The following is a 16391-nucleotide window of genomic DNA, read 5'->3' as shown; positions in this document are numbered from 1 at the left end:
TAAGTTCGTGTCAAGGCACAAAAATGTGTTGACAAAAAGAACATGTGTTTGTAAAATATAATCAAACACATGTTCCCATTGCTTTTGGGTAAAATAAATTATTTACGGAGGCGGAGAATGAGGATCCAGGAGACGATGTCCATGTACGACAAACTGAATATTCTGTCCGACGCGGCGAAATATGACGTGGCATGCACGTCCAGCGGAACGTCCAGAAGCGGCGACGGGACCGGGATGGGAAGCTGTGAGCAGACTGGCATCTGCCACAGCTTCGGGGCGGACGGAAGATGTATCTCTCTTCTGAAGATACTTTTTACGAATGAATGTATCTATGACTGCAGGTACTGTATCAACCGGAGGAACAACGACGTGCCGCGGACGTCTTTTACGCCGGAGGAAGTCTGCACGCTGACGATGGAGTTTTACAGGCGGAACTATATCGAAGGGCTGTTTTTGAGCTCCGGGATACTGAAGAGTCCGAATCATACGATGGAACTGATCTATGCCACGCTGTTCAAGCTTCGCAGAGAATGTAATTTTCAGGGCTATATCCATGTGAAGGCCATTCCGGGCGCAGATGGGGAACTTGTGCGCAGGGTAGGTTTTCTGGCGGACAGGATGAGCGTGAATCTGGAACTGCCGACGGCGGAGAGCCTCAGGCTGCTGGCGCCTCATAAGACGAGAAAGAATATACTGGCCCCCATGCGGCTCGTGCAGAACGGTATGGCGGAGAACAAATACGAGATACAGACGTACCGGAGCGCGCCGCGGTTCGTGCCGGCGGGACAGAGTACACAGATGATCATCGGGGCTACGCCGGAGAGCGACTTTCAGATCATGCAGGTGGCGGAATCGCTGTATAAAAAGTTTGATCTGAAGCGGGTATTCTACTCGGCGTTTATCCACGTAAATGACGATGCGACCCTTCCGGCCCGGACGGACGAGGGTCCGCCGCTTTTGAGGGAACACCGGCTCTACCAGGCGGACTGGCTGCTGCGGTATTACCATTTTGAGGCGTCGGAGCTTCTGTCGGAGGAGAATCCGAACTTTAATGTACTGCTGGACCCGAAGTGTAACTGGGCGCTCAGCCATCTTGAACAGTTTCCGGTTGAGATCAACCGCGCGGACTATAAGATGCTGCTGCGCGTTCCGGGCATCGGTTACAAGTCCGCCGTGCGCATCGTGAAGGCGAGACGGCTCGGGACACTGGACTTTCACGACTTGAAGAAAATCGGCGTCGTGCTGAAGCGGGCGCTGTATTTTATCACATGCAGCGGCAGGATGATGTATCCGGTTAAGATAGAGGAAGACTTTATCATGCGGAACCTTCTGGACACGAAGGAAAAACTTCCGGAAGGAGCTTCGGGGATGACTTACCGGCAGCTCTCCCTCTTTGACGATATGAAGTTTGGGACAGCAGGAGCGGTCAGTCTTCGCTTCGGAAGATCATAAATAACAATGCGGGGAGAGGGACAATGAAGACGATCTATATCTGTACGGATACGGTAACCGGCATATTTTCTGGTATATACGATGCATGGAAGGCAGAGGGGGAAGAGGACACGTGCGGGATCGCGCTGAGAGGGACGCTGGAGCAGCAGCTCTTCTGTGAATATGTGGAGACGAAAGAGACGGAGCACAAAGCGGTCGTTGTGGAGGCCATGATCCAGAAGCATCTCGGCATGCCCGCCTACTGGGATATCTACCATGCCGCGCTGGCGGCGGATGCAGGCAAGGGGGACGCGATCCTTGGCACGATGCTGGCGGCCAGAAGAATAAAGGAGAGCCGGAGGATCATGGAACATCTGAGCCATCCTGCGGTGGAGAAGGTGTTTGAGCTGAGCCGCACTGTCGGTGGGGAGGCGCATGCATTCAAGGGATTTTTGCGGTTCAGGGAGCTGGTGAACGGAGTGCTTTTTGCCGAGATCACGCCGAAGAATCATGTGCTCACCTGTCTGGCGCCTCATTTTGCGGACCGGCTTCCGCGGGAGAACTGGATGATCTACGACAATGCGCACAAGACGTTCGTCGTACACGAGGCGGGGAAAAAGTGGGTGCTCGGGCTGAATGAGCAGCTCAATATAGAGATGATCCACAATATATCGGACAGGGAACGGGAATATGCACGCCTCTGGCAGGGCTTCTTCCGTACGATCTCCATACAGTCAAGAGAGAGCCGGAGCAGACAGTTACAGCATTTGCCATTGCGGTTTCAGAAAAATATGGTAGAATTTAAGCAGTGACTATCGCGGAAGAAGGAAGAGAGCATATGGAACAGCCGTTAATAAGAATATCCGTGCGCAGGCTCGTGGAGTTTATCCTGCAGGGCGGGGACATAGATAACCGGACAGCGGGGGCGGATAAAGACGCCATGCTGCTTGGAGGTAAGATCCACCGGAAGATACAGCGGCGTATGGGAGCCGGTTACCGCGCGGAGGTGGGCCTAAAGTATGTGGTCGGCTGCCGCGGCTTTGACCTGCAGATCGAAGGACGGGCGGACGGCATTATAGAAGAGGACGGCAAGGTTGTGGTGGACGAAATCAAAGGCGTGTTCAAGGAACTTCACACGCTGGGCGAACCGGTGGAAGTACATCTCGCCCAGGCAAAGTGTTATGCGTTCATCTATGCGAAGCAGAACAGCCTTAAAGAGATCGGCGTCCAGATGACATACTGTAATATGGAGACAGAAGAGATCAAGCGGTTCCAGTTTGTATACGGGGCAGAGGAGCTTGAGACGTGGTTTTATGAAGTGGCAGGACAGTATGAGAAATGGGCCAGGTATGAGCTTAAGTGGAAGGAAAAGCGGAACGCGTCCATAAAGGGCGTGGAATTTCCATTCAGCTACAGAGAGGGGCAGAAAGAACTTGTATCTTCTGTCTACCGGACGATTCTGAGGAAAAAGAAGCTGTTCATACAGGCGCCTACCGGGGTGGGCAAGACGATGGCGACTGTGTTCCCGGCTGTAAAGGCAGTGGGGGAGGGGCTTGGGGAGAAGATATTTTACCTGACGGCCAAGACGATCACAAGAACTGTGGCGCAGCAGGCGTTTGAGACGCTGAAGGAACAGGCGCTGCGGCTCAAGGTCATAACGCTCACCGCAAAAGAGAAGATCTGCTTCTGTGAAGAGGCCAACTGCAACCCGGACTACTGTCCGTATGCGAAAGGGCATTACGACAGGGTGAATGATGCGGTGTATGAACTCATCACCACCTCCGACGACATGAGCAGGGACGTTATCGAGGAGCAGGCGCGCAGATGGAACGTCTGCCCGTTTGAGATGGGGCTTGATGTGTCGCTCTGGGTGGATGCGGTCATCTGTGATTACAATTACGTATTTGACCCGAACGCGCATTTGAAGCGCTTTTTCGGAGACGGCGTGAGCGGCGAATATCTGTTCCTCATCGATGAGGCGCACAATCTCGTGGAGCGGGGAAGGGAGATGTACAGCGCCGCTCTGTACAAGGAGGATCTGCTGGAGGTCAAAAGGCTCGTAAAGCAGGAGGACGCGAAGCTGGCGGGGCGGCTTGAGGAATGCAATAAACAGATGCTGGCGCTCAAGCGGGAGTGTGAGACGTATGAGGTGCTGGACAGTGTGTCGCACATCTATTTGAAGCTTATGAATCTCATGGCGGAACTGGAGCGGTATCTGGAGGAATGCACGGAGGAAGAGAAGCGGAAGAAGGTGCTGGATCTGTATTTTGCCGTGCGTATGTTTCTTGGCATATATGACAGGCTGGATGAGAACTATCTCATATACGCGGAACTTGAGAACTCCGGAAGGTTTAAGGTCCGTCTGTTCTGTGTGAATCCCGCCGGCAATCTGAAAGAATTTCTCGACAAGGGGAACAGTACCATATTTTTTTCCGCCACCCTTCTGCCCATTCATTATTACAAGGAGCTGCTCAGCACGCAGAGCGACGATTATGCAGTCTATGCCGAGTCGCCCTTTGCGGAAGAGCACCGGCTGCTTCTGCTCGGTACGGACGTAAGCACGAAGTATACGAGGCGGGGGGCGGACATGTATGAGCGCTATGCGGGGTACTTAAAGCTGGTGGCGCAGACAAAAAAGGGGAATTATATCGCGTTTTTCCCGTCCTATCAGTTTATGGAGCAGGTATACGAAGCATTTGCCGCTCTGACGCAGGACTGTGAAGATATGGAATATGTCATTCAGTCGCAGTACATGTCGGAGGAAGCGCGGGAGATTTTTCTTGAGAACTTTGAGGAAGAACGGTCGAGGAGCCTCATGGGATTCTGTGTCATGGGAGGCATCTTCTCGGAGGGGATCGACCTTGCGCAGGATAAGCTCATCGGGGCGGTCATCGTAGGGACGGGCCTTCCCCAGGTGTGCAGGGAGAGAGAGCTCTTAAAGACTTATTTTGACGGGAAGGGATACAGAGGCTTTGACTATGCCTATCTGTATCCGGGAATGAACAAGGTGCTGCAGTCCGCGGGGCGCGTCATAAGGACGGACGAGGACAGAGGCGTCATCCTGCTTCTGGACGAGCGTTTCCGGGATACAAGATACAGAGAGACCTTTCCGCGGGAATGGACGTCCATGTGGTACTGCAGCCTGAGAAATGTAGAAGCGCTCATGCGCGCGTTCTGGGAACAGGATGATTGACACCGCGTTATGCCTGCGTATCTTCCGGCCCGGTAAGACCGCGCAGGAATTCTTCTACTGCTTTTGACACAGGCATGTGTTCATTGTAGGCGACAGCCAGTTCCCGCCTCGGCAGCTTCTCCTTCGTCTGCACGGTAAAGAGGTCCGTGGATTTGTGGGGGATACAGTAGTCCGGGATGAAAGCGATCCCGAGACCGATGCTCGCCAGGTCTATGAGCAGGTCGTTGCTGCTCAGCTCGATCTCCGGGACAAGGTCCAGCTGGTGCTGCTGGAACAGGGCGTGGAGGAATTCGCTGGTCGTGCTCTTCTTATCGAGCATGAGGATCGGATATTCCAGCAGTTCCCGGAAGGAGAGCGCCCGCCCTTTCAGGGCGGAGAAGGATGCATTGGCGATGAACACGTCCCGGAATGTCTTGATCGTCTTCACAGAAGCGGCATTGCCGAGGTAAGAGTTCGGATAGTTGACGACAATGAGATCCACCTGGCCGCTCTCCAGAAGTTCCGCGCAGCGGATGGAGGTGGCGTTTGTCACTTTGATGTGGGCGCCCGGGAAGGACTTGTGGAATTTCTCGAGATAAGGAACAAGAAAATAGCGGCAGATGGTGTCGCTGGCGCCGATGCGGATCTGTCCGCCGTGTGAGGCGGCGTCCATGATCTGTGTCTCTCCCCGCTTTATCAGGTTGATGGCAGGTTCTATATGGCGCAGAAGTATCTCCCCCTCCGGCGTGAGCCGGACTTTTTTTGTGCTCCGGATAAAGAGCGTCTCATTCAGCTTCTTCTCAAGCGCCTTGATGGACTGGCTCACCGCGGACTGGGAGATAAAGAGCTGTTTGGAAGCTTCGGAGAAGCTCAGAGTCGTTGCCACATAATAAAATACTTTGTACAGTTCATAATTGATATCCATTATAAGTCCTCCTTATAAATATACTGAGTATTATAAGTCAAAAAAGGATGAATTACAATATGCAGTATGGTAAGATGAATACGGAGGAGGTAAGAGATGAAAAAAGCACACAAAATTATTGCTGCAGCGGCGATGCTGTTTCTGATCACAGCCATTTTGATCACGAGTTTCCAGTTTGCCGCGTACGGAGATCCAGACTATAAGTTTTATGAGAAGGAATATGCCAGGTATAACGTGACGGAAGATCTCGGCATGGAGATGCCGGAGGTCATGGCAGTCACAAAGCATATGATGGCCTACCTGATCGGGGAAGAGGAGGAGCTGTCTGTGATCACGGATGTGGACGGGGAGCGGCAGGACTTCTTTAATGAACAGGACAGGGCGCACATGGCGGATGTGAAGAATCTTTTTCTGGGAGGGCTCAAAGTGCGGACGGTCTGCCTCGTTGTATTCCTTCTGCTGCTGCTTCTTCTCGCAGTCATGAAAGCGGACTTGAAGCGGCTCATTCCGGGAGCTTATTTTGCGGGACTGGGGCTGTTTCTCATCATCGTGCTGCTGCTGGGACTGCTGTTCGCGTCTGACTTTACGAAATACTTTACCATATTCCATGAGATATTTTTTACAAACGACCTCTGGCTCTTTGACCCTGCCACAGACTATATGATACGCATGCTGCCGGAAGGCTTCTTTTCCGACATGACGCTTCGTATCGGGCTCGTGTTCGTAGGGAGCCTTGCCGTCATCGGGCTTCTAATGGGTATATGGCGCTTCGCCATATCAAAAAGAGCTGAGAATAAAAATAAGTAATACTTATAAAAATGTTAAGTTATATTAATTACACTAATAACAATAAGTATGTTATGATGGAACAAGGGAATCATAGAATTCATGAACGGAGGAAGATTTATGAGCAGTGTAAAACGAGTGTATGTAGAGAAAAAACCAGGCTTTGCCGTACAGGCAGAAGACCTTAGGCATGAAGTGAAAAGTTATCTCGGCATCGGCGGGATAGAGGATGTGCGTGTGCTTATCCGTTACGATGTGGAGAATATCTCTGAGGATATATTTGAGAGGGCTCTGAACGGGATTTTCTCGGAACCGCCGGTGGATACTTTATATAAAGAAGAATTTCCGGTGAAGGAAGGAAGCAGGATCTTCTCTGTGGAGTTTCTTCCGGGACAGTTTGACCAGCGGGCGGATTCTGCCGTACAGTGCGTGCAGTTTATCAAGGCGGACGAGCAGCCGGTCATCCGCACTGCCACGACTTATGTGATCGAAGGCAGCATTACAGACGAGGAGTTTGCGGCGGTCAAGGAACACTGCATCAACCCCGTAGACTCGAGAGAGACAGGGATGGACAAGCCGGAGACGCTCGTTACGGCGTTTGAAGAGCCTGACGATGTGATCATATTTGACGGGTTCAAAGAGATGGCGGAGGATGAGCTTATGGAGCTGTACCGTTCCCTCGGCCTTGCCATGACATTTAAAGACTTCCGGCACATTCAGGATTATTTCAGGGCAGAGGAAAGCAGAGACCCGTCCATGACGGAGATCCGCGTGCTGGATACATACTGGTCGGACCACTGCCGTCATACGACCTTCTCCACCGAACTTAAGGATATCACGTTCGGGGAAGGCGATTACAGGGAACCGATCGAAGCGGCATATAAGCAGTACATCGCAGACCACAGCGAGATATTCAAAGGCCGCGAGGACAAGTTCGTCTGCCTTATGGACCTTGCGCTGATGGCCATGAGAAAGCTGAAAAGGGAAGGGAAGCTTGAAGACCAGGAAGAGTCGGACGAGATCAATGCGTGCAGTATCGTTGTGCCGGTAACGGTCGACGGGGTGGAAGAAGAGTGGCTCGTCAACTTTAAGAATGAGACGCATAACCATCCGACAGAGATAGAACCGTTCGGAGGCGCCGCTACGTGTCTTGGCGGCGCGATCCGTGACCCGCTGTCAGGCCGTACTTACGTGTATCAGGCGATGCGTGTCACCGGGGCCGCAGACCCGACCGTATCCGTGAAGGATACGATGAAGGGCAAGCTTCCGCAGAAGAAGCTTGTGCGGGAGGCCGCTCACGGCTACAGTTCTTACGGCAACCAGATCGGTCTGGCGACCGGCGCGGTCAAGGAGATCTATCACCCGAACTATGTGGCAAAGCGTATGGAGATCGGCGCTGTGCTCGGCGCGGCTCCGAGACGTGCGGTCATCCGTGAGACGTCCGATCCGGGCGATATCATCATCCTGCTCGGCGGCCGTACAGGCCGCGACGGATGCGGCGGCGCCACCGGTTCCTCCAAGGTGCACACAGAAGAGTCGATCGAGACGTGCGGCGCAGAAGTACAGAAGGGAAATCCGCCGACGGAGCGGAAGATCCAGCGTCTGTTCAGACGGGAAGAGGTGAGCAGGCTCATCAAGAAATGTAACGACTTCGGGGCCGGCGGTGTGTCGGTGGCGATCGGAGAGCTGGCCGACGGCCTCAGAGTGGATCTCGACAAGGTGCCGAAGAAATACGCGGGTCTGGACGGCACGGAGATCGCCATCTCTGAATCCCAGGAGCGTATGGCAGTTGTCGTGGATCCGAAAGATGTAGAGGAATTCATGGCGTACGCCAAAGAAGAGAATCTGGAGGCCACAAAGGTTGCGGTCGTGACCGAAGAGCCGAGGCTTGTACTGTCCTGGAGAGGAAAGGAGATCGTCAATCTTTCCCGCGCCTTCCTTGACACGAACGGCGCCCACCAGGAGACTGCAGTGAGCGTCGATATACCGAACCGTGAAGATACGGTTCTCGTACGGGAAGAAGTGAAGGATGTGAGGGCAAAGTGGCTTGATACGCTGAGAGACTTGAATGTGTGTTCACAGAAAGGTCTTGTGGAGATGTTCGACGGTTCCATCGGAGCCTCTTCCGTGTTCATGCCCCACGGCGGAAAGTATCAGATGACGGAGACACAGGCCATGGTGGCCAGGCTTCCTGTACTCACCGGGGACTGCGACACAGTGACGATGATGAGTTATGGATTTGACCCGTATCTCTCTACGTGGAGCCCCTTCCACGGAGCAGTCTATGCGGTGACCGAATCTGTTGCAAAGATCGTGGCGGCCGGCGGGGACCACAGCAAGATCCGTTTTACGTTCCAGGAGTATTTCCGCCGCATGACAGAGGATCCGCACAGATGGAGCCAGCCTTTTGCAGCGCTTCTCGGCGCTTATAACGCCCAGCTTGGGTTCGGACTGCCGTCTATCGGGGGCAAGGACAGTATGTCAGGGACATTTGAGGAGATCGATGTTCCGCCGACCCTCGTGTCGTTTGCAGTAGATGTGGCTTCAGAAAAAGATATCATCACGCCGGAACTTAAGAAGGCAGGCAGTAAGCTCGTGTGGCTGCGCATCGAGACGGATGCGTATGACGTTCCGGTGTACAGTCAGGTGATGGATCAGTACAAAAAGTTCACCGGCGACATCCGCAGCGGAAAGATCATATCCGCCTATGCGCTTGACCGGCACGGGATCGCCGCGGCAGTGAGCAAGATGGCGTTCGGAAATAAAATGGGCGTTAAGATCGAACACAACGTGGACGCGCGGGATCTGTTCGCCCCTGCATTCGGAGATATTATCGCGGAAGTTCCGGCGGACAAAGTCGGAGAACTGAGCATTACGTATACAGTTATCGGGGAAGTGACAGCGGATGCCGCGCTTTCCTACGGCGATATGAGAATAGACCTCTGTGAGGCCGGCGCCGCGTGGACAGAGACGCTTGAGAAAGTATTCCCGACCAGATCAGAGGCAGAAGGCGGCCCGACAGCGTTCTTTCTGGCCGGAAAAGCGTCGGAGGACGGCAGACTCGGAGAGGACGGGTGCTTCCGCACGTCAAACGTACATGTGTGCACCCACAAGATCGGACAGCCCGTCGTGTTTATACCGGTGTTCCCCGGAACGAACTGTGAATATGACAGCGCGAGAGCATTCGAGCGCGCAGGGGCGCGGGTGGTCACAAAGGTATTCCGCAATATGGACGCGGCGGACATCACCGATTCTGTGAATGTGTTTGCGAAGGCCATCGGCCAGTCTCAGATCATCATGTTCCCGGGCGGATTCAGCGCGGGGGACGAGCCGGACGGTTCCGCAAAGTTTTTTGCGACGGCGTTCCAAAATGAGAAGATGAAGGAGGCAGTGCTTAAGCTGCTCGGGGAGCGCGACGGGCTGGCGCTCGGCGTATGCAACGGTTTCCAGACGCTTATTAAGCTCGGACTTGTGCCGGAGGGCGGTATCGTCGGACAGAATGCAGATTCCCCGACGCTTACGTACAATACGATCGGACGCCATATATCCAAGATGGTGTACACGAAAGTCGTGACGGATAAGTCACCGTGGCTTGCGGGAGCAGAACTCGGCGGAGTGTATACGAATCCGGCGTCCCACGGCGAGGGCCGATTTGTGGCGGACGACAAGACGATCGCCCGTCTGTTTGCAAACGGACAGGTGGCGACTCAGTATTGTGATCCGGACGGCAATATAAGCATGGACGAAGAATGGAATGTCAACGGCTCCTATTACGCGATCGAAGGCATCACGAGCCCGGACGGACGTGTGCTCGGCAAGATGGCGCACTCTGAGAGACGCGGGCGCTCTGTGGCAGTGAACATATACGGAGAACAGGATATGAAGATCTTTGAATCCGGCGTGAAATATTTTAAATAAGACAGACAAGACCGAGAAAAGGACGGGCAATTTTAACTGCCCGTCCTTTTTGCGCGTGAACAGATGGAAATATATAGAAATATTTGACAAAGCCAGAGGGCCTAAGCAGAAATGACATGTATGGCAGCCGGCTGCACTCATGGAAAGGGGAGTTTCTGCCCTTCCGCCCGGCATACCTCACATCAGGGTATGTTTTTTCTTTGCATCCGCATTTCTCCGTGGCATACAGGACACAATTGCATAAAATGATAATCATAACACAAGGTGACATTAAATTCAGAACGGGGGAGTAAGGGATGAAAAGAAAAAGACAAATATGCGCAGTCATGGCCGCGTTGCTGCTGTCCGTCAATCTTGTCTGTACCGCATTTGCACAGGAAGACGGCGCGGCAGGAGAGCCGGGGACAAAGCAGGAAGAGACGGGGACGGCAAATGACAGCGCAGATAAGACAGGGGACAGTACAGGCAAGGCGGAAGACGAATCGGCCGGTCCTGAAGACACCGCGGATACAGGCGGGACACCGGAACCGGAAAAGGAGGAGACGGAACCTCAGAAAGAGGCGGCGGACGGCGGGACTGAGCGTGCTCCGCAGGGGCAGGGCGATCCCGTGAACACTTCGCCGGCGTCTCTGAAGGAGACGGACGAAAAGAGCGCCGGACAGCCGGTCCTTCTGGAAGGCGGCACGCTCTACACATACGGGGCGGCAGTGACGCTTAAAAAGGACAGTGTCAGCGGAGGCACTTATGTATATGACGGGACAGGAGAGAACAAGCTTATAGATGCGCCTGTCAGCTCCCTGAACACCGTATACGGCGGCGGAAAAAATGAACCTGTGAAGGGGGATGTCAGCATCACGATAGACGGCGTGTACGTGAGCACCGTCTATGGGGGAGGCTTTTCCGACGGTACGGGCAGTGCGGATGTTGACGGCAGTGTCTCCATACGGATCACCGGCAGCGCAGACGCAGGTTCTGTGTATGGCGGCGGTTACGCAGAAGGAAAGAAGGGGAATGCCTCTGCGAATGTGTCCGGAAGTGCTGCCATATCCGCTTTGGATGAACCGGCGAACTACCATCATTATATATATGGGGGAGGGAAGGCGTATGCGGCGGGCGCATTTGACGCATGCGCAGATGTGGGGAGTACAACATTGTCTGTGTACGGCTGCACCTACTCGGTCAGAGGCGGAGGAAGCGCGTCAGCTGCCGCCGGAGCGTCGGGCACTGCGCGGGCAGATGTGAAAGGCAAAGTCACGATCGCGCTTAGCAAGGTGGATATAAGGGAAGTATACGGGGCCGGAGCCGCGTCCGGTACAGGGGCACAGGCAAAAGCAGGAGCTGTGGAGATTACTGTGGACGGCAACGAGATGATGATCCTGCGCGGAGGGGGAACCGCTGACAAAGAAGCGTGCGCGGATGTGGCGGGCAACATATCCATACAGGTGCAGAACTGTTTTAATCTGTACGGTTATCTGTACGGCGGAGGGACGGCGTCCGGCGGAGGCAGCGCCCGGGCCGGGTCCGTGGATATCGACGTGACGGCGTGCGTCACACCGGTGGAGGAGCAGTTTGAAGACTACTGGGTATGCCATGCGTTCTACGGAGGCGGGGAAGCATCCGGAAGCGGTTCCTCGGCGGATATAAAGGGGGCTGTGAGTCTGGCTGTAAGCAAAGGTGAAGTCGCCGGAAATATCTATGGCAGCGGTGAGGCTTCCTCAGGGGGGACGGCCCGCTCCGGAGCGGTCCGTATCGAACTTTCCGATATCTCCGGATATTTTTGCAAGGAGCTGGGAGACGCGGGGCAGCAGTGTTATCCGTCCGTTTACGCCGCCGGGGAGAGCGACGGCCAGGATAAAAGCAGCAGTGCGCCGGAGAAAATTAAGACTGTATTACAGGCTGTGACAGCTGAGAATGTTTGGGGCGGACATGTGGACACGAAAGGGAATCCTTCAGCGTCCGCGTGTACTTCTTCTCTCGTGCTGGCAGACAGTACGGTGACGGATACACTTACGTGCTTTGACGACATTGCGCTCAACCGTCCGCTTGCGATCAGGGCGTATCTCGGCAAGAAAGACGGGGTGCCGGCCCAGCTTATCAATCAGGGAGTAAAACCGGGAGAAGTTCTCGTATCGTGCGCAGACACGGACTCGGCCGCAGACTGGTTCGTCCTGAAGAACGGTGAGCTTTCGTACGAGGTAACAGACACGGCTTCACTCTGGAAGATCAGGAAACAAACAGGTCCGGACCAGAATGTGGAAGTGAATATGGGGCAGGGCGCCGCAGGGATAAAGGTAAATGTAGAAGATTCCAGGCGGCTTGCGGATGCACTTCTGACGGAGGAAGAAAAAAAGGAGATCACGGACGGCAGCGTGATCGGATTTGAACTGCGCGTCCATGAAGTGGATCATATGGACAGCAGCGTGAAAGCCGCGACAGAAGGAGCTATGAAGGAAAATCAGGCCGTGGCGGCAAGCCTTGATATTAATTTCTTCAAGATAAAGAACGGTGCGGAGACGAAGATCGCCGAGCCCGGCGTGCCGATGCGCATCGTGATCGGTGTGCCGGAGGCATACAGGGCGGATGCAAAACGGCGGACATTCTCCGTCGTGCGCGTTCACGGATCCGCCGCCGGAGCGCTGACTGCGGATGTGCTTCAGGACCTGGATACAGAGGCAGATACCGTGACGATAGAGACAGACCGGTTTTCTGTATACACACTTATATATGAAGATGTGCAGCCAGGAACAGGCGGAGATATCAATGGCGGCAGCGGCCTGCCGGGCGGCGTTGACCCGGAAGAGCCGGGAGGAAGTCCGGCGCTGCGTCCCGGAACGAACGGTGGCGGGGCAGGCGCGGACGGTGCGTACGGCGCGTCTGGACATGGCAGTCCGGCTGAGACAGATCGGGCGGGAAGTCTGGCGACAGGAGATGAGTCTCCGGCGGCAGTCTATATACTGGCAGCAGTCTGTGCCCTTGCTGTGATAACGGCTGTCGCCGGGAAAAAGCTGCGAAGCCGGGGAAATGAGAAAGAAAAAGGGGAGTGATTTGAAGAAAATATTTTAGAAACATGCAATTTGAGATGCGAAAACCATGAATACTGCATAAAAAACAATATGTTTGCAAGAATGAAATGGAAAAGTTGCAAAAAAGTGGAAAAAACCAAAAAAAATTCTTGTCATTTCCATCGGAATACTTTAAGATGGTAAATGGACAGAGAGGTCAGGAGGAATAGCCGAGTCGGTCTATTCCTCTTTTGCTATAACAGAAAACACGATCTGCCCGCCTGAATGAATATGAAAACCAAGGAGGAGTTAATATGTCTTACGTTGATGAAGTGCTGGAGAAAGTAGTTGCCAAGAACCCGGCGGAACCGGAGTTCCACCAGGCTGTAAAGGAAGTGCTCGAATCGCTCAGAGTAGTGGTGGAAGCAAATGAGGAAAAGTACAGAAGAGACGCGCTGCTTGAGCGGCTTGTTGAACCGGAGCGCCAGTTTAAGTTCCGTGTGCCGTGGGTGGACGACAAAGGCCAGGTGCAGGTGAACACCGGATACCGCGTGCAGTTCAACAGTGCGATCGGACCTTACAAGGGAGGACTTCGGCTTCATCCGTCTGTAAATCTCGGAATCATCAAATTTCTCGGGTTTGAACAGATATTCAAGAATTCGCTGACAGGTCTGCCGATCGGCGGAGGAAAGGGCGGTTCTGATTTCGACCCGAAGGGGAAATCAGACAGAGAGGTCATGGCATTCTGCCAGAGCTTTATGACAGAGTTGTGTAAATATATCGGCGCGGATACGGATGTTCCGGCCGGAGACATAGGAACAGGAGCCAGAGAGATCGGTTATATGTTCGGACAGTACAAGAGGATCCGCGGCGTATATGAAGGCGTACTTACAGGGAAGGGGCTGAGCTACGGCGGTTCCCTCGCAAGGACAGAAGCGACAGGATATGGCCTGTTATACCTCACGAAAGAAATGCTGAAGATCAACGGGCATGACATCGCAGGCAAAACGATCGCTGTATCCGGTTCCGGAAATGTGGCGATCTACGCGACCCAGAAGGCACAGCAGCTAGGCGCAAAAGTCGTGACAGTCAGCGATTCCAACGGATGGGTATATGACCCGGACGGCATCGATGTGTCCGCGCTCAAAGAGATCAAGGAAGTGAACCGTGCAAGACTGACGGAATATAAGAACTACCGTCCAAACTCCGAGTATCATGAAGGACGCGGCGTGTGGTCCGTAAAGGCTGACATCGCACTGCCGTGCGCGACACAGAACGAACTTCTCATCGAAGACGCGAAACAGCTCACAGAAAACGGATGTATCGCAGTTGCGGAAGGAGCCAACATGCCGACGACGCTGGAGGCGACGGAATACCTTCAGAGCCACGGCGTGCTGTTTGCGCCCGGCAAAGCTGCCAATGCCGGCGGAGTTGCCACATCTGCCCTCGAGATGTCCCAGAACAGCGAGCGCTTAAGCTGGTCCTTTGATGAGGTAGATTCAAAGCTGCAGGGAATCATGATAAATATCTGCCACAATATGGCCGACGCCGCAAAACGCTACGATGCTGAAGGCAATTACGTAGTAGGCGCCAACATCGCAGGTTTTGAAAAAGTAGTAGAAGCAATGACGGCCCAGGGAATCGTATAGAAAAAAGTTCTCTGACAGAACATAGATCCGCGCAAAGGGGTCAGGCCCCTATGGAGTTATATTCCATAGGGGCCTGACCCCATCGTCGATCCTTTTGAATTTCCAAACAAAAAAACTCATCACAGCAGATGAGTCTTTAAAGTAGCGGGAACTGGATTTGAACCAGCGACACTACGGGTATGAACCGTATGCTCTAGCCAACTGAGCTATCCCGCCAGATATCAAATTGACACAAAAAAAGATAAATCTTTTTTTGTAAATGGGACCAATAGGGCTCGAACCTATGACCCTCTGCTTGTAAGGCAGATGCTCTCCCAGCTGAGCTATGATCCCATTTTTTGAGGTTGTTCTCTCGCAACCCGCTTTGCTATTATACTATTGAAATCGGGAAAATGTCAACACTTTTTTTGAGGAAATTTGTAATTTTTTTCCGATGCGCTTTTTCTGCCGTTATTGCATTCGATTATAGTTTATGATATAGTTTTTTTAATCGGTTTAAGAGAGACGAAATGTACAGAAAACAGGAGGCAGAAGATAAAAATTATGACAAAAGGACGTTTTGTATTCCGGCTTATCACAGGAGGATATCTCGCGTATCTTGGAATCGGACTCATCAAGGATGCCCTGACGGAGATGCCGAAGAACTATACGTGGTACACGCTGGCGGGGGCTGCATTTGCGGTGATAGGTATTGGCTGGCTTCTGACGGGAGTGAGGACCTATCTGAAAGAAGGGCCGCAGGAGCCGGTGGATGACGATGTGATAGAAGAGGCGCAGGAGGAGACGGCGTCGGAGGAAATTGAAGAAAACACGGCAGAAGTGGTAGAAACTCCGGAAGATGGCAACAATATAGAAGAGACTGACGAAGAGAAGGAGTAATAATATGCGGGTAGGAATGGGCTATGATGTTCATAAGCTTGTGGAAGGAAGAGAGCTGATCGTCGGTGGAGTGAAGATCCCTCATGAGAAAGGTCTGCTCGGACATTCTGACGCGGACGTGCTCCTCCATGCCATCATGGACGCGCTGCTTGGAGCAGCTGCGCTTGGAGATATCGGAAGGCATTTCCCGGATACGGACCCGGAATATGAAGGGGCATCCAGCATGAAGCTTCTGGAACGTGTCGGCGGGCTGGTCGAGGAAGAGCTTTATGTCATCGGCAACATCGACGCGACGATAATCGCGCAGCGGCCGAAGATGGCGCCCCATATAGAAAAGATGCGGGAAAATGTCGCAGCCGCGCTGCATCTGGACGTAAGCCAGGTGAATATAAAGGCGACCACGGAAGAAGGGCTTGGATTTACCGGGGCCGGAGAAGGAATATCGGCACAGGCCGTTGCAGGCATCGAGACGATCGCGAATGCAAGCTACGCGGTAGGCCCGGCGGAAGGCGGGTGCGGCGGATGTTCCGGCTGTCCGCGCAGCAGAATGTAAGGAGTTGACAGAGATAGATTGCGCAGTGCGCAGTCTATTTTTATAACATAGACATATTCCTTATATTGAACGAGAC

Annotated in this window: 10 protein-coding genes, 2 tRNA genes and 1 riboswitch; of the genes, 9 read left to right on the top strand and 3 right to left on the bottom strand. The window is 53.5% G+C overall.

The window, feature by feature from the left end:
* The first annotated feature begins 117 nt into the window (after positions 1 to 117).
* The 3 genes from LAJLEIBI_RS10160 to LAJLEIBI_RS10150 are packed head-to-tail and all read left to right on the top strand — an operon-like array spanning position 118 to position 4624.
* Complete coding sequence (locus LAJLEIBI_RS10160) at positions 118 to 1452, top strand: putative DNA modification/repair radical SAM protein (protein WP_006441744.1); 1335 nt, start codon at positions 118 to 120, stop codon at positions 1450 to 1452.
* 23 nt (positions 1453 to 1475) lie between these two features.
* On the top strand, positions 1476 to 2243 hold the full coding sequence (locus tag LAJLEIBI_RS10155; protein ID WP_149301914.1) for a TIGR03915 family putative DNA repair protein: 768 nt from the start codon (positions 1476 to 1478) through the stop codon (positions 2241 to 2243).
* A gap of 26 nt (positions 2244 to 2269) precedes the next feature.
* The gene (locus tag LAJLEIBI_RS10150) at positions 2270 to 4624 is read left to right on the top strand and encodes an ATP-dependent DNA helicase (protein WP_040434629.1); all 2355 of its coding nucleotides are present in this window, start codon (positions 2270 to 2272) and stop codon (positions 4622 to 4624) included.
* 7 nt (positions 4625 to 4631) lie between these two features.
* Here the strand turns inward: LAJLEIBI_RS10150 and LAJLEIBI_RS10145 are convergent, their stop codons facing one another.
* Positions 4632 to 5528 carry a LysR family transcriptional regulator gene (locus LAJLEIBI_RS10145; protein WP_006441741.1) on the bottom strand — a complete coding sequence of 299 codons (897 nt, stop codon included), beginning with the start codon at positions 5526 to 5528 and terminating at the stop codon, positions 4632 to 4634.
* Between the two features lie 96 nt (positions 5529 to 5624).
* On the opposite strand from LAJLEIBI_RS10145, the gene LAJLEIBI_RS10140 reads away from it, so the two are divergent.
* From LAJLEIBI_RS10140 to gdhA, 4 genes are all read left to right on the top strand, one after another.
* Complete coding sequence (locus LAJLEIBI_RS10140; protein ID WP_006441740.1) at positions 5625 to 6335, top strand: TIGR01906 family membrane protein; 711 nt, start codon at positions 5625 to 5627, stop codon at positions 6333 to 6335.
* Between the two features lie 99 nt (positions 6336 to 6434).
* Positions 6435 to 10232 (top strand): phosphoribosylformylglycinamidine synthase, encoded by a 3798-nt coding sequence (locus LAJLEIBI_RS10135; RefSeq protein WP_040434628.1) that lies wholly within the window; start codon positions 6435 to 6437, stop codon positions 10230 to 10232.
* 56 nt (positions 10233 to 10288) lie between these two features.
* Positions 10289 to 10371, top strand: a riboswitch (cyclic di-GMP riboswitch).
* Positions 10372 to 10528: 157 nt separating this feature from the next.
* Positions 10529 to 13276, top strand: a complete 2748-nt coding sequence (locus tag LAJLEIBI_RS10130) for an ICP22 family protein (protein ID WP_006441736.1) — start codon at positions 10529 to 10531, stop codon at positions 13274 to 13276.
* Positions 13277 to 13548: 272 nt separating this feature from the next.
* Complete coding sequence (gdhA, locus tag LAJLEIBI_RS10125; RefSeq protein ID WP_006441734.1) at positions 13549 to 14883, top strand: NADP-specific glutamate dehydrogenase; 1335 nt, start codon at positions 13549 to 13551, stop codon at positions 14881 to 14883.
* 142 nt (positions 14884 to 15025) lie between these two features.
* Here the strand turns inward: gdhA and LAJLEIBI_RS10120 are convergent.
* A tRNA-Met gene (locus tag LAJLEIBI_RS10120) sits at positions 15026 to 15099 on the bottom strand.
* Between the two features lie 44 nt (positions 15100 to 15143).
* Positions 15144 to 15216 (bottom strand) — tRNA-Val (locus LAJLEIBI_RS10115).
* Between the two features lie 210 nt (positions 15217 to 15426).
* Between LAJLEIBI_RS10115 and LAJLEIBI_RS10110 the strand changes: the two genes are divergently transcribed.
* Both LAJLEIBI_RS10110 and ispF read left to right on the top strand, forming a co-directional pair.
* Positions 15427 to 15762 carry a hypothetical protein gene (locus LAJLEIBI_RS10110; protein WP_040434626.1) on the top strand — a complete coding sequence of 112 codons (336 nt, stop codon included), beginning with the start codon at positions 15427 to 15429 and terminating at the stop codon, positions 15760 to 15762.
* A 4-nt stretch (positions 15763 to 15766) separates the two neighbouring features.
* Entirely contained in the window at positions 15767 to 16315 is a 549-nt protein-coding gene (ispF, locus tag LAJLEIBI_RS10105) for a 2-C-methyl-D-erythritol 2,4-cyclodiphosphate synthase (protein WP_006441732.1), read from the top strand.
* Positions 16316 to 16391: the final 76 nt, after the last annotated feature.

The sequence above is a fragment of the [Clostridium] hylemonae DSM 15053 genome (assembly GCF_008281175.1).
In the GTDB taxonomy this organism is placed as follows: domain Bacteria; phylum Bacillota; class Clostridia; order Lachnospirales; family Lachnospiraceae; genus Extibacter; species Extibacter hylemonae.
This window is presented reverse-complemented; position numbering and strand designations above follow the sequence as displayed.